We start from the raw sequence: 16,082 nt of genomic DNA on the forward strand, positions 1-16,082 counted from the left end.
TTTCTTATACATCTCTTGCCAGGAGAATGACCAGCATTCGTACACCAACCGGGAATCAAACCTATGTGGCAAAGTTATTTGAATGGCCTGCTGGTGGCCCTTGGGCTGATCATGGCCATCGGCGCCCAGAACGCATTTGTGCTGGCCCAAAGCCTGCGCCGCGAACATCATCTGCCCGTGGCGGCGCTGTGCGTCACGTTCGATGCGCTGCTGGTCGCCGCCGGGGTTTTCGGCTTGGCGACCTTGCTGGCCCAGAGTCCGTTGCTGCTGTCGATTGCCCGCTGGGGCGGTGCGGCGTTCCTGCTCTGGTACGCCAGCCTGGCCCTGCGCCGGGCCTGCTCGAAGCAAAGCCTGCAACAGGGGGAAAACCAAGCCGTACGCTCGCTGCGGGCGGTGCTGCTCAGCGCCCTGGCGGTGACGCTGCTCAACCCCCACGTCTACCTCGACACCGTGCTGCTGATCGGTTCCCTCGGTGCCCAGCAGAGCGTGCCCGGCGCCTATGTCGTGGGCGCGGCCAGTGCCTCGCTGCTGTGGTTCTTCACCCTGGCTTTCGGCGCCGCGTGGCTGGCCCCCAGGCTGGCTCGTCCAAGCACCTGGCGGATCCTCGACCTGCTGGTGGCAGCGATGATGTTTACCGTGGCGGTGCAATTGATCGTCAACGGCTGATTATTCCAAACCGCTCTGGAACCTCTATTCCACACAGTTGTTGCGTGGTTATGCCGCACCCCCGGTGCTATGATCCGACTCCTGCGCCGCAAAGAGTACAAACTCCCCGGCGCTAGTCTGGCCGCCCGTGATCGGCCTTGCGCTCACCGCAACTGACCTGATTAGGAGAATCACCATGGCTTTCGAATTGCCGCCGCTGCCCTATCCACACGATGCACTGCAGCCGCACATCTCCAAAGAGACTCTGGAATACCACCACGACAAGCACCACAACACCTATGTCGTGAACCTGAACAACCTGGTGCCTGGCACCGAGTTCGAAGGCAAGACCCTGGAAGAAATCGTCAAGACTTCCTCGGGCGGCATCTTCAACAACGCCGCTCAGATCTGGAACCACACCTTCTACTGGAACTGCCTGGCGCCAAACGCCGGCGGTCAACCAACCGGCGCGCTGGCTGAAGCCATCAACACGGCCTTCGGTTCGTTCGACAAGTTCAAGGAAGAATTCAGCAAGACGTCCATCGGCACCTTCGGTTCCGGTTGGGGCTGGCTGGTGAAAAAGGCTGACGGTTCCCTGGCCCTGGCCAGCACCATCGGTGCCGGCAACCCGCTGACCAGCGGCGACACCCCGCTGCTGACTTGCGACGTGTGGGAACACGCCTACTACATCGACTACCGCAACGTTCGTCCGAAATACGTCGAAGCATTCTGGAACCTGGTCAACTGGAAATTCGTCGCCGAGCAGTTCGAAGGCAAAGCCTTCACCGCCTAAGCGCCGATGCCAGACAAGAAAACCCGGCGTCGTGCCGGGTTTTTTTTGCCGGGCAAAAATGACCACAGGCCAATACCTCGAGTCTGGAACCCCAAGAAAAAATCCCTGGAGACCTCAAGTTGCGGCCCCTTCCAACCGACACAATGGTCGTAGAGCAATCACTCTGGAAAAAACGTACACCGGTCAGGTTTCAAGCGAAAAACCTTGTGTTTGATTGTCCCTTTGACTGACATCACAGGATTGCCAATACTCATGGCAACTTGACGCTACCCGCACGGAACAAGGAACCACTCTTTGAAGCTGGAACTCAAGAACAGCTTGTCTGTGAAGTTGCTCCGGGTCGTGCTCCTCTCGGCATTGATCGTTGGCATGGTCTTGAGCTGCGCCCAGATCGTGTTCGATGCCTACAAAACCAAAAAGGCCGTCGCCAGTGACGCCCAGCAGATCCTCGATATGTTCCGCGATCCTTCGACCCAGGCCGTCTACAGCCTGGACCGGGAGATGGGCATGCAAGTGATCGAGGGCCTGTTCCAGGACGAAGCCGTACGCATGGCTTCCATTGGCCATCCCCGCGAAACCATGCTCGCCGAAAAAGCCCGGCCCTTGCAGCACTCCGAAAGCCGCTGGCTGACTGACCTGATCCTGGGCCAGGAGCGCACCTTCACCACGCAACTGGTGGGACGCGGGCCCTATAGCGAGTATTACGGCGACCTGAGCATTACCCTCGACACCGCCACCTACGGCGAGGGCTTCATCGTCAATTCGGTGATCATTTTCATTTCCGGGATGCTGCGGGCCCTGGCCATGGGGTTGGTGTTGTACCTGGTCTATCACTGGCTGCTGACCAAACCGTTGTCGCGGATCATCGAGCACCTGACCGAAATCAACCCTGATCGCCCCAGCGCGCACAAGATCCCGCAGTTGCGCGGCCACGAACAAAACGAGCTGGGCCTGTGGATCAATACGGCCAACCAACTGCTCGAATCCATCGAACGCAACACGAACCTGCGCCACGAAGCGGAAAACAGCCTGCTACGCATGGCCCAGTACGACTTCCTCACCGGCCTGCCCAACCGCCAGCAACTGCAACAGCAACTGGACAAGATCCTGGTGGACGCCGGGCGCCTGCAACGTCGGGTGGCGGTGCTGTGTGTTGGGCTGGATGACTTCAAGGGCATCAACGAACAGTTCAGCTATCAGACCGGCGACCAGCTGCTGCTGGCCCTGGCCGATCGACTGCGGGCCCACAGTGGCCGGCTCGGCGCACTGGCGCGGCTGGGGGGCGATCAGTTCGCCCTGGTCCAGGCCGACATCGAACAGCCTTACGAGGCCGCTGAACTGGCCCAGAGCATCCTCGATGACCTGGAAGCGCCGTTCGCCATCGACGATCAGCAAATCCGCCTACGGGCCACCATCGGTATCACCCTCTTCCCCGAAGACGGCGACAGCACCGAGAAACTGTTGCAGAAAGCCGAGCAGACCATGACCCTGGCCAAGAGCCGCTCGCGCAATCGCTACCAGTTCTACATCGCCAGCGTCGACAGCGAGATGCGCCGCCGTCGCGAACTGGAGAAAGACTTGCGCGAGGCCCTGTCCCGCGAGCAGTTCACCCTGGTGTACCAGCCGCAGATCAGCTACCGAGACCTGCGAGTAGTGGGCACCGAGGCCCTGATCCGCTGGCACCATCCCGAGCACGGCCTGGTGCCACCGGACCTGTTCATTCCCCTGGCCGAGCAGAACGGTACCATCATCGCCATCGGTGAATGGGTGCTGGACCAGGCTTGCAGGCAATTGCGCGAATGGCACGACCAGGGCTTCCTCGACCTGCGCATGGCGGTCAACCTGTCGACGGTGCAACTGCACCACGCCGAACTGCCGCGGGTGGTGAACAATCTCCTGCAAATGTACCGGCTGCCACCGCGCAGCCTGGAGCTGGAGGTTACCGAGACCGGTCTGATGGAAGACATCACCACCGCTGCCCAGCATTTGCTGAGCCTGCGCCGCTCTGGAGCGCTGATTGCCATCGATGACTTCGGGACCGGCTATTCATCGCTGAGCTATCTCAAGAGCCTGCCGCTGGACAAGATCAAGATCGACAAGAGCTTCGTCCAGGACCTGCTCGACGACGAGGACGATGCAACCATCGTCCGGGCCATCATCCAGTTGGGCAAGAGCCTGGGGATGCAGGTCATTGCCGAAGGCGTCGAGACGGTCGAGCAGGAAGCCTACATCATCGCCGAGGGCTGCCACGAAGGTCAGGGGTATTACTACAGCAAACCACTGCCGGCACGGGAATTGGGCCTTTACCTGAAGCAGGCCGAACGCAGCAAGGTTTCCATCATCTGATTCCGCCCGGGCGCCAGCCTTTGTAGGAGCTGGCGAAGCCTGCGATCTTTGGTTCGTTCGCTTTGGATTCAAGCGTCAGTGAAAAGATCGCAGCCTCGCTTCGCTCGGCAGCGCCTACAGACGCTACCTTAGGCGGCAATCTCCCATCATTAAATAAGAAATATTTACACCTACAACCCTTTACACATAATGCAAATCTTTCGCATTATGTCGCAGTTTTGCGCACACTCGCGCCCGTCCCATCCATTACCGAAGCAGGATGTTCGCCATGATTCGTATGCCCCTGGCTACCGCCAGTCTGCTGGCCATCGCTATTTCCCTCGCCGGTTGCGGCGAAGGCAAAGACAAGGCCTCCGCGCCGCAAGCGCCAACGCCTGCCGCCAGCACCGCGGCACCGGTCGCCCCTGCTGCTGCCGGAAAAATCGACGAAGCTGCCGCCAAGGCCGTTGTCGCGCACTATGCCGACATCGTCTATGCCGTCTACAGCGATGCCGAATCCACAGCGAAAACCCTGCAAACCGCCGTCGACGCGTTCCTGGCCAAGCCGAACGCCGAGACCCTGAACGCCGCCAAGGCTGCCTGGGTCGCCGCACGCGTGCCTTACCTGCAAAGCGAAGTGTTCCGCTTCGGCAACACCATCATTGACGACTGGGAAGGCCAGGTGAACGCCTGGCCCCTGGACGAGGGCCTGATCGACTACGTCGACCAATCCTACGCGCACGCCTTGGGTAACCCGGGCGCCACCGCCAACATCATCGCCAACACTGAAGTCCAGGTCGGCGAAGACAAGGTCGACGTGAAGGACATCACCCCGGAAAAACTCGCCGGCCTGAACGAGCTGGGCGGTTCCGAGGCCAACGTCGCCACCGGTTACCACGCCATCGAGTTCCTGCTGTGGGGCCAGGACCTCAACGGCACCGGCCCTGGCGCGGGCAACCGCCCGGCGTCCGACTACCTGCAAGGCGCTGGCGCCACAGGCGACCACAACGACCGTCGTCGTGCCTACCTCAAGTCCGTGACCCAACTGTTGGTCAACGACCTGGAAGAGATGGTCGGCAACTGGAAACCCAACGTGGCCGACAACTACCGCGCCACCCTGGAAGCCGAGCCCGCCGAAAACGGCCTGCGCAAGATGCTGTTCGGCATGGGCAGCCTGTCCCTGGGTGAACTGGCGGGCGAACGCATGAAGGTGTCCCTGGAAGCCAACTCGCCAGAAGACGAGCAGGATTGTTTCAGCGACAACACCCACAACTCGCACTTCTACGATGCCAAGGGCGTACGCAACGTGTACCTGGGCGAATACACCCGCGTCGACGGCACCAAGATGACCGGCGCGAGCCTGTCGTCCCTGGTCGCCAAGGCCGATCCGGCCGCGGACACCGCGCTCAAGGCCGACCTGGCCGACACCGAAGCCAAGATCCAGGTCATGGTCGATCACGCCAACAAAGGTGAGCACTACGACCAACTGATCGCCGCCGGCAACACCGCAGGCAACCAGGTCGTGCGCGACGCCATCGCCGCACTGGTCAAGCAGACCGGTTCGATCGAACAGGCTGCTGGCAAACTGGGCATCAGCGAGCTGAACCCGGACAGCGCTGATCACGAGTTCTGATCAACGCCGGCTGGCTGAAGGTTAACGCAGCCAGCCAAACCACAAAACCTGTGGGAGCGAGCTTGCTCGCGATAGGGGCTTAATCAGTCAACATCGATGTTGGCCGATTCTCCGCTTTCGCGAGCAAGCTCGCTCCCACATTGGTTTCCGATGCTCATAAAATGCGATGCACACCACAACTCCCACAGGGAGCGTTGCTTGTGGGTCATCATTGCAACCCCGCAAGCCGCCCCTCGATAAACCGCCGTTCCGGCAATTGCTGCGTCAACTCAAGCGCGCGTCGATACGCCGCCCTCGCCTCGTCCAATCGTCCCAGTTGACGACAGAATTGCGCCTGCGCCGAGTAGGCCAAGTGATAGTCGAGTAACTCCCCACGCCCCAGAATCGCCTCGACCAGGCGCAAGCCGGCTTCCGGTCCGTCGCGCTTGGCCAGGGCAGCGGCGCGGTTGAGTTCGATCACCGGAGACGGCACGGCCCTGAGCAGCACATCATAGAGTCCGACGATTTGCGGCCAGTCGGTCTGCTCTGCCGTCGGCGCTTCGGCATGCACCGCCGCAATCGCCGCTTGCAGGCAGTACGGCCCGAACCGGCGGGTCTTCAGCGCGGCCTCCACCAATGCACAGCCCTCGGTGATCATCTGGGCATCCCATAAAGATCGCGCCTGTTCATCCAGCAGAATCAGCTCACCGGTCGATGACGTTCGCGCCGGGCGCCGGGATTCGTGCAGCAACATCAACGCCAGCAACCCCATGACCTCTGCCTCGGGCAGCAACTCCATCAGCAGACGCCCGAGGCGGATGGCTTCGCGCGTCAGGTCTTCGCGGGTCAGCTCTGCGCCCATCGAGGCCGAATAACCTTCGTTGAACACCAGGTAGATCACCCGCAGCACGCTGTCCAGCCGTTCCGGCAGTTCCGCGCGGGACGGCACCTGGTAGGGGATCCTGGCATCGCGGATTTTCGCCTTGGCCCGCACGATGCGCTGGGCAATGGCCGCCGGAGCGGCGAGGAAAGCCCGGGCGATCTGCTCGGTGGTCAGGTCACAGACTTCCCGCAGCGTCAGGGGCACCTGGGCATCCGCTGCCAGGGCCGGGTGGCAACAGGTGAAAATCAGCCGCAGGCGATCATCTTCCACGTCTTCATCATTCCACGGGCCCTGCTCCAGCGCTTCGAGCTGGGCGATCAACATCGGCCGGGACGCGGCGAATCGCGCGCGCCGGCGCAAACTGTCGATGGCTTTGAAACGCCCGGCAGACACCAGCCAGGCCCGCGGGTTGTCCGGCACACCGTCGCGCTGCCAGCGCTCGAGCGCGATGAAAAAAGCCTCGTGCAAGGCGTCTTCGGCGAGGTCGAAGTCCCCCAGCAGGCGAATCAACGTCGCCAAGATCCGCCGCGAGTCTTGCCGATAAACCTGCTCAACCCGCGCCTTGACCGTTCCGGCCAACATCAGTCGCGCATGCCTTGGGGTCCCCTTTGGACCCGCAAGACGGGCTCGGTCCAGGTGCGGAAAGTCTTCTGACGCGGTGCGTCGATCATTCGGCTGATGGATAACGCGTAGGGGGCAGCTGCAAGGCTCATGAATAAAGTCCTGTTTGTATTTGTTGTTCAGGGATTCAGTTGGCGTACCGGTCGCACTTCGACGCAGCCGACCCGGGCCGCCGGGATATTACCGGCGACCTGGATGGCTTCGTTGAGGTCCTTGGCATCGATCAGGTAGAAGCCCGCCAGTTGCTCCTTGGTTTCGGCGAACGGGCCGTCGGTGATCGACAGCTTGCCGCCGCGCATGCGCACCGTGGTGGCGGTCTGCACCGACTCCAAGGCCTCGGCGGCCAGCATCCGCCCACTGCCCTGGATCGATTCGGCATAGGCCATGCACTCGGCGTCCTCCGGGCTGTCGGGCGAGTTGTGCAGCGTGTGTTCGTTGCTATACACCAGGCATAGGTACTTCATGGAAGGCTCCGTGATCGGACTGATCAACTATGGATGGCAGAATGAGGCTCAGCAAAAAAACTGACGATCAGGGTTGCAGGTCGAACAGCGCTGTCCCGGCCATTGGGTCGAACGGTGCAGACCAATGTTCATGGACGATCCGCCACTGCCCGGCTACACGCTGGTAGCAGGCCGTCACACGCATCCAGCAGGCCTGTTCCTCACCTTTTTCGTTGGTGCCGCCGCAATAGGCCAGCCAGTGGGCAAAAGCGATATTGTCGGCCGAGCTAATCTTGACCTGATGGAAGTCGAACTTGTGCGGGCCGGGGCACATTTCCATGCAGGCTTGCCAATGGGCCCGGTAAGCGGTCTTGCCCTTGAATTGCAAGGCCAGGATGGCATCGAACGAGACAATGTCTTCGTCATAGAGCGCCATGACCTTTTCGACGTCCTTGGCCATGACGGCTTGGCGATAGGTCTCGATCAAGGCCTGTATTTCGGTTTCAGTGGCTTGGGTATTCATGGTGATTCTCCGCAGCTTTTTTGTTGAAGACACCCTTTGTCGGTTGGAGAAACAGCGAATCGACACCCCAACAAAAATAATTCAAAGAAAAAAAAACGCTAGAATCCCAGCCCTATTCTGCCGGCAGACAACGGACGTTTTTGTGACCGCTCAGCTCGTACCCTACGAAAACCTGACCCCGCTTCAACGCGAACAGGTCAGCGCGATCGAAATCCACCCCGAACAGATCAAGTTCGCCGGCGATATCCACGGTGCCCTGCACACCCTGCTGTCCAAGCCCGGCCCCGGGGTCAAAGGGTTTGCGCTGTTGGCAGAAGAGGTACCGGTGGCCTTCCTGCTGCTTAAGCGCCCGCCGGTACTGCCCGCCTGGGCCAACGAACACAGCGCCACCCTGCATGCCCTGCAAGTGGACCACCGAGCCCAAGGCAAAGGTTATGGCAAGGCCTGCCTGCAGGCGCTGCCCGCCGTGGCGCGGGCCGCCTGGCCGGAAATCCGCGGGCTGGAACTCTCGGTCGACGCCGATAACGCCTCGGCCATCGGCCTGTACACCCGGCTGGGCTGGGTCGACAGTGGCGAGGCCTACAAGGGCCGCATCGGTTATGAGCGGCGGATGGGGTTGGTGTTCTGACACCTTGCCCCCGTAGGAACTGTCGAGCGAAGCGAGGCTGCGATCTTTCCACAGCCAATCAAGTCTTGAGCGACGTACAGAGCCAAGATCAAAAGATCGCAGCCTTCGGCAGCTCCTACACGGCGCCTGGACTTTTGAGCGGGATCCAGATCTCCAGGGTGCCTTCACCGGTCCTGGGGTTGAAGTCTTCGCTGTAGCGCTCGAACTCCGGCAATTGCGCCGCGGTATGACCGGAATGTGGCAGCCACTCGTTCCAGATGTATTGGAACGTGTCCGGTAGTTGTTTCAACGACCCCTTGTGTTCGAAGACGGCGTAATACCCCGACTGGATTTCGATCCAGCGGTATTGTTCCGGCAGACCAGCGAGCCGGCTGATTTCCACGCCAGCAATGTATTCGAACCCACCCTGCCCGTCCGGGTTACAAAACACGCCGTAGGTCACTTCATCTTTCTGCCCTGGCACCTTACCGAGCCAGGGCAGGAACTTTTCCCAGAGCAAAGGGATGTCTTGGGCAGTGTCCTGGGTAAAACGAGCACCAAAGCCGGCAATAAGCTGAAAACGCCCCTGTTCAAAGCGTGGTTCGGCTATGTAATCGCGTTTGAGCTTTTCCATGCAGTAACACTCCAGCAAACGTGAAGTCAGGCTTGGCAGTATAGAAGCCAAACCGTGATTGCCAGGGTCGTTTCGCCTGTCAAATGCCCGGCAAAGCACCGGCCCCGGCTTTTCCGACAAACTCGTTGTAGCCAGAAACAATCACGTATACCGCGAAATAGCAGAAGATCGCGGCGGATGCCCAATAGGAGTAACGCAACAGTTTATCTCCCAACAGTTTTCCGCCCTGGGTCGCCGCCAGACACAGGGCCGCGCACCACAGCAGTCCGGCGCAGAGAAAACCGCTGAGGAACAGCGCCGAGCTGAGCAAGGTTCCGCCGCCCGAACGAGCGATCAGCGAACCGCCCACCGCCGCAAACCAGAGGATGGCACTGGGTGATGACATGGCCAGGAAAATCCCGCGCAAGAACTCCTGGCGCGAGGAGTTACCCTGCACCTCGCCGGCCTCGGCCAGCACGGCGCTGTGATAGATCGCCGAATGGATCATCTTCGCCGCGAAATACAGCAACAGTCCCGAGCCACCCAGCCAGAGCACCCAACGCACCGCTTCGTATTGCAGCAGCACGGTCATGCCCGCCAGGGCCAGGACGGCGTAGACCAGGTCGCCCACGCAGGTGCCCAGGCCCAGGGCGAAACCCTGGAAGTAACCGCGCTGCATCGCCAGGGTGATCATCGCGATATTGGCCACGCCAATGTCCAGGCACAGGGAGAGACTCAGCAGAAAACCGCTGGAAAATTCCATCATTCATTCCGTTCGATTGGGTACAGCGAATTCAACTGCCCGCAGCCAGCGTTGATGGCTGGGTAGCGAGCTCGACAGTGTCGTCGAAAATAGTTGCGCGCCGCTACTGGACAATCGGCCATCAGCCCCCTTATCTTTCGCCGCAGGCCACCGCAGTGGCCAACGTCGCTCGGACGGTTCCGGGCGCTCACGTATCTCGAGGCAACAATGGCCGAACAAGGTTCGCCGCGCCGCTTTGCGCGCATCGATCGACTCCCCCCCTACGTATTCAATATCACTGCCGAGCTGAAGATGGCTGCGCGTCGGCGCGGCGAAGACATCATCGACTTGAGCATGGGTAACCCCGACGGCGCCACGCCCCCGCACATCGTGGAAAAACTGGTCACCGTCGCCCAGCGTGAAGACACCCACGGCTACTCCACCTCCAAAGGCATCCCACGCCTGCGCCGCGCCATTTCGCGCTGGTACAAGGACCGCTATGAGGTGGACATCGACCCGGAAACCGAAGCCATTGTCACCATCGGTTCCAAGGAAGGCCTGGCCCACCTGATGCTGGCAACCCTGGACCAAGGCGATACGGTGCTGGTGCCCAACCCCAGCTACCCGATCCATATCTACGGCGCGGTGATCGCCGGCGCCCAGGTGCGTTCGGTGCCGCTGGTACCGGGCGTGGACTTCTTCGACGAACTGGAGCGGGCCATACGCGGCTCGATTCCCAAGCCGAAGATGATGATCCTCGGTTTTCCCTCCAACCCCACCGCCCAGTGCGTGGAGCTGGACTTCTTCGAACGGGTCATCGCCCTGGCCAAGCAGTACGACGTCCTGGTGATCCACGACCTGGCCTACGCCGACATCGTCTACGACGGCTGGAAAGCCCCGTCGATCATGCAAGTGCCCGGTGCGAAAGACATCGCAGTGGAGTTCTTCACCCTCTCCAAGAGCTACAACATGGCCGGCTGGCGCATCGGTTTCATGGTGGGCAACCCGGAACTGGTCAATGCCCTGGCGCGGATCAAGAGCTACCACGACTACGGCACCTTCACCCCGCTGCAAGTGGCCGCCATCGCCGCCCTCGAAGGCGACCAGCAATGCGTGCGCGACATCGCCGAACAGTACCGCCAGCGCCGCAACGTGCTGGTCAAGGGCCTGCATGAACTGGGCTGGATGGTGGAGAACCCCAAGGCGTCGATGTACGTCTGGGCCAAGATTCCCGAAGCCTACGCCCACCTGGGCTCACTGGAATTTGCCAAGAAGCTGTTGGCCGAAGCCAAGGTCTGCGTCTCGCCGGGGGTGGGGTTCGGGGAATATGGGGATGATCACGTGCGCTTCGCGCTGATCGAAAACCAGGACCGAATTCGCCAGGCCGTGCGCGGGATACGCGGGATGTTCCGGGCGGATGGGTTGGTAAACAAACCTGGCGCCTGACGCAAAACCCAATGTGTGAGCGGGCTTGCTCGCGAAGACGGTGCATCAGTCATTATCTACTCGACTGACACACCGCCTTCGCGAGCAAGCCCGCTCCCACAGTTTGTTCAGCAGCGTTTATTAGACCACCAGCGACAGCAGCAGGATAAAGATCAACCCCACCACGGACAGGATGGTTTCCATCGCGGTCCAGGTCTTGAAAGTTTCGGCCACGGTCATGTTGAAGTACTGCTTGACCAGCCAGAAGCCTGCGTCGTTGACGTGGGACAGGATCAACGAACCGGCACCGGTCGCCAGCACCAGCAGCTCACGGTTCACACCCGGCATCATCCCCACCACCGGCACCACGATCCCGGCACCGGTAATGGTCGCCACCGTCGCCGAGCCTGTGGCAATGCGGATCACCGCAGCCACCAGCCACGCCAGCAGGATCGGCGAGATCTGCGCACTCACTGCCATGTGACCGATCACATCGCCCACGCCGCTGGTCACCAGCATCTGCTTGAAGCCACCACCGGCACCGATGATCAGGATGATCGCGGCGGTCGGCGCAAGGCTGGCGTCCAGCCATTTGAGCATCTGGTTGGCACCGATGCCCTGCTTGTAACCAAAGGTGTACAGCGACAGCAACAGCGCCAGCAGCAAGGCCGAGATCGGGTGGCCGATCATGTCCATCCAGGCGCGGAAGAGGTTGCCATCGGGCAGCGCTACGTCAGCAAAGGTCTTGAGCAGCATCAGGAATACCGGCGACAGCACGGTGATCAGGGTGATGCTGAAGCTTGGCAGTTCGGCGGAGTTCGTCTCACGGGACAGTTGGTCCACCAGTTCCTGGTTCGGATGACCGGGGATGTGTTTGGCAATGAACGTACCAAAGATCGGCCCGGCGATGATGGCTGTCGGCAGCGCTACGATCAGGCCATAGAGAATGGTCTTGCCGATGTCGGCGCCAAACACGCCAATCGCCAGCAGCGGCCCCGGGTGTGGCGGCACCAGGCCGTGGACGGCGGAAAGACCGGCCAGCAGCGGGATACCGATCTTGATGATCGACACGCCGGTGCGACGAGCAACGATGAACACCAGCGGGATCAGCAACACGAAGCCGATTTCGAAGAACAGCGGAATGCCCACCAGGAACGCGGCGAACATCATGGCCCACTGCACCTTGTCCTTGCCGAAAGCGCGAATCAGGGTCTGGGCGATCTGATCGGCCCCGCCCGACTCGGCCATCATTTTGCCGAGCATCGTGCCCAGCGCCAGGATGATGCCGACAAAGCCCAGCACGCCACCGAAGCCATCCTGAAACGCCTTGATGATGGTGCCGGTCGGCATGCCCGACGTCAGGCCAAGGAACGCGGCGGCGATGGTCAGTGCAATGAACGGGTGGAATTTGAACTTGGTGATGAGGATGATGAGTCCGATCACCGTGACCACTGCATCAAGCAGCAGAAACGTCTCGTGGGACATGCCGAACATGGGAGGTGTCTCCTGATTTGTTGTTGTTATTGAAGCAGTTATTGGTTAGCCGTCGGGGTAGCGCTATCTTTCTGACGCGCATTTTTTGAAAGTCAGCCGGCAAGCTTCAAACCATGGTCCAACCACCAGACGTAAGCCTGATGTGCCAGCTCCTCGACGCTGTGGCTGGACGCATCCAGAGCCAGGGTCAGGGGCTCGCCGACAGGGGATTCAAGGGTGGCAAACTGGCTGTCGATCAGGGTCGACGGCATAAAATGGCCGGGACGATGGGAAACGCGGTCGGCGGCCACTTCGGGGGTCAATTCAAGGAATACGAAGCCCAGGCCTGGCAAGGCGCTGCGCAGACGCTCGCGATAACTGTGCTTGAGGGCCGAGCAAGTCAGCACCGGGCGCTCGCCGGTGGCGTCGACACGGCGCAACTCATCGCACAGGCTGTCGAGCCAGCCGGCACGGTCGTCGTCGTTCAAGGGAATACCGGCGCTCATCTTCTGGATGTTGGCCGCAGGGTGAAAAGTGTCGCCTTCAATGGCAGCGGCGCCGCTCAACTGGCACAGCGCCTGGCTGACGCAAGTTTTGCCGCAACCGGCAACGCCCATGATGACCAGGGCGGTGATGGGATTATTCATATAACACCTCTGCGCGAAGACAGCGCTACCTTTGCCAGTTATGACACCGCAGCAAAAGCAGAAGTTGCCGACGCCTTCTTGTCATTTTTGTAGTTGCAGCCTGTTCGTTCACGACACCAGCACACAGGGATCAGGCAAACCCCACTTACGCATTTGCAGCCGCGTCGAGACAGCGCTACCTTAGTGCCTTGATTTTTGTTTGGCAAGCCGCCCTGATGACCGCCCCTAAAAACGATAAGAATACTCGCACTACCGGTCGCCCTACGCTCAACGAAGTCGCACGCCTGGCCGGTGTCAGCCCTATCACCGCCTCCCGTGCCCTGCGCGGCGTCAGCACCGTAGCCGTCGACCTGGTGGAAAAAGTCCGCCAGGCCGCCGTGGAGCTCAACTACGTCGTCAACCCCGCCGCCCGCGCCCTGGCTTCGGCCCAGAGCCATTCGGTGGTGGTGCTGGTGCCGTCATTGTCCAACTTGTTGTTCATCGACACCCTGGAAGCCATTCATCGGGTGCTGCGACCCAAAGGTTTCGAAGTGGTGATCGGCAACTACCACTACTCCCGGGACGAAGAAGAAGACCTGCTGCGCAACTACATGGCCTATCAGCCGCGTGGTTTGCTGCTGACCGGTTTCGACCGCACCGAAAGCGCCCGGCGCATGATCGAAGCCAGCAATATTCCCTGCGTGTACATGATGGAACTGGACCCCGGCGCGGGGCTCAACTGCGTCGGCTTTTCCCAGCTCAAGGCCGGCGAAACGGCGGCCGAGCACCTGATTTCAAAAGGCCGCAAGCGCCTGGCCTACATCGGCGCACAACTGGATCAACGCACCTTGCTGCGTGGCGAAGGTTTTCGCCGCGCCCTGCAGAAAGCCGGCCTGTATGACCCGGACCTGGAACTGCTGACCCCTCGCCCGTCATCGGTAGGCCTGGGCGGCGAATTGTTCCTGCAGTTGCTGGACAACCACCCCGATGTCGATGCGATCTTCTTCGGCAACGACGACCTGGCCCATGGCGCGTTGTTCGAGGCGCTGCGCTGCGGCATCAAGATCCCCGAGCAGGTCTCGGTCCTGGGCTTCAACGACCTGCCCGCGTCGGCTCACATGGTGCCGCGCCTGAGCAGCATCAGCACCCCACGGGAAGCCATCGGCCGTCGCGCCGCCGAACAGATGCTGACGCTGATGGCCGGCAACCGCATCGCGCAGCCAGTGGTGGACATGGGCTTTGAGCTCAAGGTCCGCGAAAGCACCTGAGCCGCCCCCCACCTGCACACCGGCGCGGTCGATCCATGCCGTCCGCCGGCAAGGGGTGGCCGCCCCGCTCGCCGCGTGCCTGTGCGCAACCCTTGGAATAGGGGCCTTGCGACGAGGGCATGGGAATTGCTCCTGCCCATCGCTCAGTCATTACCTACAGGTGTTCATCATGTTGGTCAGTGCAAAACAGCAAGCGATGGTCTTGCCACTCAAACGCCCGGGCGAAGATCCCACCGCCGAAGCCGCCAGCGGCCTGCAAAGTGCCGCGTTGCAGGCCTTGCGCAATAACATCCAGGCCCAGTCCAGCCAGAGCGCTAGCCAGGTCCAGGAGTCCTCCACCCGTCAAGCCACGCAGCAGGTCAACGCCGCCACCGCCATCAGCGACAAGGTGGACGAGGCGCTCGCCAAGACCCGCGTGCAATTGCAGACCGTTGCTTCACCAGCGTCCGAAGAACCCACGACGCTTGGCGGCTCTGCGACGGCAGAATTCAAGGACTACATGAGCAAGGCGCCCGAAGAGCGCCTGCGCGACAGCATCCTTGAAGAAATGGGCATTACCCGGGAAGAGTTGGAGGCGATGCCGCCAGAGAAGCAAATGGCGGTCAGCCAGGCAATTGCCCAGCGCATGCAGGACAAGGCGAGAATGGCCCAGGTCGAGAAAACCCAGCAGAGCGGCGCGAGCGACAACGCGTCGGTCGTGGACACCTTCCTCGCAGCCCTCTGAGCGCGGGCAGCACGTCAATAACAATGCATCAGCAGTGTTGAGCGGGGTATCGCCGCCCCGACTCAAACCTGCGACCAACCGAAACGACAGCGGTTCAATGCCCGAACAGGTTCACCTTCTTGGCCTTTTTGTCGGCGCGTTTTTCGTCGGCAGTCTTCGCCGGTTTTTTCTTTGCCGCTTTTTTTGAATCCATGCCTTTGGCCATGATACGTACTCCACTCATACGGGATGTGAAGTCAGGTATACACCTATCGCCGCACCTGCGTTCTTTTATAATCGCCCTCCCCTTATCGCCACGACCCTGCCATGTCCAAAATCCATTACGCAGCGCTCGAAAACTCGCTTTGGCCGCTGATGAACAAGTTTTATCGCGCCCACCAATCCTCGATGAAAGCCGTGCGTGACGCACAGCTTTGGGTGGCGCGACGCGATGAGATCGTCGCCGCCCTGTGCCTGCGGCCAGTGTCGGGTGGGCATTGGTTGACAGGGTTGTTCGTCGACCCGGCGTACCGCGTACAAGGCGTCGCCGCACGGTTGATCGCCGAAGCGGTGAACGGCGTGAATGAGCCGGTGTGGCTGTTCTGCCACCCGGACCTGCGCGGTTTTTATGAGCGGCGTGGTTTCAGCTTCGACCCCGAACTGCCCTATGCGATGGCCGAACGCCTGAGCCGGTATGCGCGCAGCAAGCCGATGATTGCGATGGGGCTTGTACCAAATACACAATCCTGAAGTGCAATACAGATCCAATGTGGGAGCAAC

Annotated in this window: 16 protein-coding genes and 1 pseudogene; 9 read left to right on the plus strand and 8 right to left on the minus strand. The window is 60.9% G+C overall.

The features are described 5' to 3' along the window. Window positions 1–63 precede the first annotated feature (63 nt). The 4 genes from AACY42_RS02025 (at window position 64) to AACY42_RS02040 (ending at window position 5,396) form a co-directional block, all read left to right on the plus strand. Window positions 64–666: a LysE/ArgO family amino acid transporter gene (locus AACY42_RS02025; RefSeq protein ID WP_339475872.1), complete on the plus strand. Its 603-nt coding sequence runs from the start codon at window positions 64–66 to the stop codon at window positions 664–666. 175 nt (window positions 667–841) lie between these two features. After that, the gene (locus AACY42_RS02030; RefSeq protein WP_339475874.1) at window positions 842–1,438 is read left to right on the plus strand and encodes a superoxide dismutase; all 597 of its coding nucleotides are present in this window, start codon (window positions 842–844) and stop codon (window positions 1,436–1,438) included. Between the two features lie 294 nt (window positions 1,439–1,732). After that, entirely contained in the window at window positions 1,733–3,784 is a 2,052-nt protein-coding gene (locus AACY42_RS02035; protein ID WP_339475876.1) for a putative bifunctional diguanylate cyclase/phosphodiesterase, read from the plus strand. A gap of 268 nt (window positions 3,785–4,052) precedes the next feature. Continuing rightward, the gene (locus AACY42_RS02040) at window positions 4,053–5,396 is read left to right on the plus strand and encodes an imelysin family protein (protein ID WP_339475878.1); all 1,344 of its coding nucleotides are present in this window, start codon (window positions 4,053–4,055) and stop codon (window positions 5,394–5,396) included. A gap of 208 nt (window positions 5,397–5,604) precedes the next feature. On the opposite strand, the gene AACY42_RS02045 is transcribed toward AACY42_RS02040, so the two are convergent. The 4 genes and pseudogenes from AACY42_RS02045 to AACY42_RS02060 form a co-directional block, all read right to left on the minus strand. Beyond that, the gene (locus AACY42_RS02045; protein WP_339475880.1) at window positions 5,605–6,840 is read right to left on the minus strand and encodes an RNA polymerase sigma factor; all 1,236 of its coding nucleotides are present in this window, start codon (window positions 6,838–6,840) and stop codon (window positions 5,605–5,607) included. 8 nt (window positions 6,841–6,848) lie between these two features. Continuing rightward, window positions 6,849–6,971 (minus strand): annotated as a pseudogene (locus tag AACY42_RS02050) (polyketide cyclase); the annotation flags it as partial. A 27-nt stretch (window positions 6,972–6,998) separates the two neighbouring features. Then, complete coding sequence (locus AACY42_RS02055; protein WP_003198606.1) at window positions 6,999–7,343, minus strand: YciI family protein; 345 nt, start codon at window positions 7,341–7,343, stop codon at window positions 6,999–7,001. Window positions 7,344–7,410: 67 nt separating this feature from the next. Continuing rightward, complete coding sequence (locus tag AACY42_RS02060; RefSeq protein WP_339475885.1) at window positions 7,411–7,845, minus strand: YybH family protein; 435 nt, start codon at window positions 7,843–7,845, stop codon at window positions 7,411–7,413. Window positions 7,846–7,987: 142 nt separating this feature from the next. On the opposite strand from AACY42_RS02060, the gene AACY42_RS02065 reads away from it, so the two are divergent. Then, on the plus strand, window positions 7,988–8,473 hold the full coding sequence (locus AACY42_RS02065; RefSeq protein ID WP_339475888.1) for a GNAT family N-acetyltransferase: 486 nt from the start codon (window positions 7,988–7,990) through the stop codon (window positions 8,471–8,473). 115 nt (window positions 8,474–8,588) lie between these two features. Here AACY42_RS02065 and AACY42_RS02070 read toward each other — a convergent pair whose 3' ends face one another. Beyond that, complete coding sequence (locus AACY42_RS02070) at window positions 8,589–9,086, minus strand: GyrI-like domain-containing protein (RefSeq protein WP_339475891.1); 498 nt, start codon at window positions 9,084–9,086, stop codon at window positions 8,589–8,591. 79 nt (window positions 9,087–9,165) lie between these two features. Then, window positions 9,166–9,828, minus strand: a complete 663-nt coding sequence (locus tag AACY42_RS02075) for a LysE family translocator (protein WP_339475893.1) — start codon at window positions 9,826–9,828, stop codon at window positions 9,166–9,168. A gap of 207 nt (window positions 9,829–10,035) precedes the next feature. On the opposite strand from AACY42_RS02075, the gene alaC reads away from it, so the two are divergent. Beyond that, the gene (alaC, locus tag AACY42_RS02080; RefSeq protein WP_207966956.1) at window positions 10,036–11,253 is read left to right on the plus strand and encodes an alanine transaminase; all 1,218 of its coding nucleotides are present in this window, start codon (window positions 10,036–10,038) and stop codon (window positions 11,251–11,253) included. Between the two features lie 120 nt (window positions 11,254–11,373). Here alaC and AACY42_RS02085 read toward each other — a convergent pair whose 3' ends face one another. Continuing rightward, the gene (locus tag AACY42_RS02085) at window positions 11,374–12,726 is read right to left on the minus strand and encodes a GntP family permease (RefSeq protein ID WP_339475902.1); all 1,353 of its coding nucleotides are present in this window, start codon (window positions 12,724–12,726) and stop codon (window positions 11,374–11,376) included. Between the two features lie 92 nt (window positions 12,727–12,818). Then, a complete protein-coding gene (locus AACY42_RS02090; protein WP_339475905.1) occupies window positions 12,819–13,352 on the minus strand; it encodes a gluconokinase in 534 nt (177 codons plus the stop codon). Window positions 13,353–13,567: 215 nt separating this feature from the next. Between AACY42_RS02090 and AACY42_RS02095 the strand changes: the two genes are divergently transcribed. The 3 genes from AACY42_RS02095 to AACY42_RS02105 all read left to right on the plus strand — a co-directional run bounded on the left by AACY42_RS02095 (window position 13,568) and on the right by AACY42_RS02105 (window position 16,052). Then, window positions 13,568–14,599: a LacI family DNA-binding transcriptional regulator gene (locus AACY42_RS02095; protein ID WP_339475908.1), complete on the plus strand. Its 1,032-nt coding sequence runs from the start codon at window positions 13,568–13,570 to the stop codon at window positions 14,597–14,599. 169 nt (window positions 14,600–14,768) lie between these two features. After that, on the plus strand, window positions 14,769–15,323 hold the full coding sequence (locus AACY42_RS02100) for a hypothetical protein (RefSeq protein WP_339475911.1): 555 nt from the start codon (window positions 14,769–14,771) through the stop codon (window positions 15,321–15,323). Between the two features lie 306 nt (window positions 15,324–15,629). Next, a complete protein-coding gene (locus AACY42_RS02105) occupies window positions 15,630–16,052 on the plus strand; it encodes a GNAT family N-acetyltransferase (protein WP_339475914.1) in 423 nt (140 codons plus the stop codon). The last annotated feature ends 30 nt before the right edge of the window (window positions 16,053–16,082 follow it).

The organism is Pseudomonas sp. RL_5y_Pfl2_73, from assembly GCF_963970515.1.
Taxonomy (GTDB): Bacteria; Pseudomonadota; Gammaproteobacteria; order Pseudomonadales; family Pseudomonadaceae; genus Aquipseudomonas.

Coding starts and splice junctions, on each gene's coding strand:
- AACY42_RS02025 (WP_339475872.1), top strand. CDS start 64: ATGTGGCAAAGTTATTTGAATGGCCTGCTGGTGGCCCTTGGGCTGATC.
- AACY42_RS02070 (WP_339475891.1), bottom strand. CDS start 9,086: ATGGAAAAGCTCAAACGCGATTACATAGCCGAACCACGCTTTGAACAG.
- AACY42_RS02075 (WP_339475893.1), bottom strand. CDS start 9,828: ATGGAATTTTCCAGCGGTTTTCTGCTGAGTCTCTCCCTGTGCCTGGAC.
- AACY42_RS02105 (WP_339475914.1), top strand. CDS start 15,630: ATGTCCAAAATCCATTACGCAGCGCTCGAAAACTCGCTTTGGCCGCTG.
- AACY42_RS02040 (WP_339475878.1), top strand. CDS start 4,053: ATGATTCGTATGCCCCTGGCTACCGCCAGTCTGCTGGCCATCGCTATT.
- AACY42_RS02045 (WP_339475880.1), bottom strand. CDS start 6,840: ATGTTGGCCGGAACGGTCAAGGCGCGGGTTGAGCAGGTTTATCGGCAA.
- AACY42_RS02085 (WP_339475902.1), bottom strand. CDS start 12,726: ATGTTCGGCATGTCCCACGAGACGTTTCTGCTGCTTGATGCAGTGGTC.
- alaC (WP_207966956.1), top strand. CDS start 10,036: ATGGCCGAACAAGGTTCGCCGCGCCGCTTTGCGCGCATCGATCGACTC.
- AACY42_RS02030 (WP_339475874.1), top strand. CDS start 842: ATGGCTTTCGAATTGCCGCCGCTGCCCTATCCACACGATGCACTGCAG.
- AACY42_RS02090 (WP_339475905.1), bottom strand. CDS start 13,352: ATGAATAATCCCATCACCGCCCTGGTCATCATGGGCGTTGCCGGTTGC.
- AACY42_RS02100 (WP_339475911.1), top strand. CDS start 14,769: ATGTTGGTCAGTGCAAAACAGCAAGCGATGGTCTTGCCACTCAAACGC.
- AACY42_RS02055 (WP_003198606.1), bottom strand. CDS start 7,343: ATGAAGTACCTATGCCTGGTGTATAGCAACGAACACACGCTGCACAAC.
- AACY42_RS02095 (WP_339475908.1), top strand. CDS start 13,568: ATGACCGCCCCTAAAAACGATAAGAATACTCGCACTACCGGTCGCCCT.
- AACY42_RS02060 (WP_339475885.1), bottom strand. CDS start 7,845: ATGAATACCCAAGCCACTGAAACCGAAATACAGGCCTTGATCGAGACC.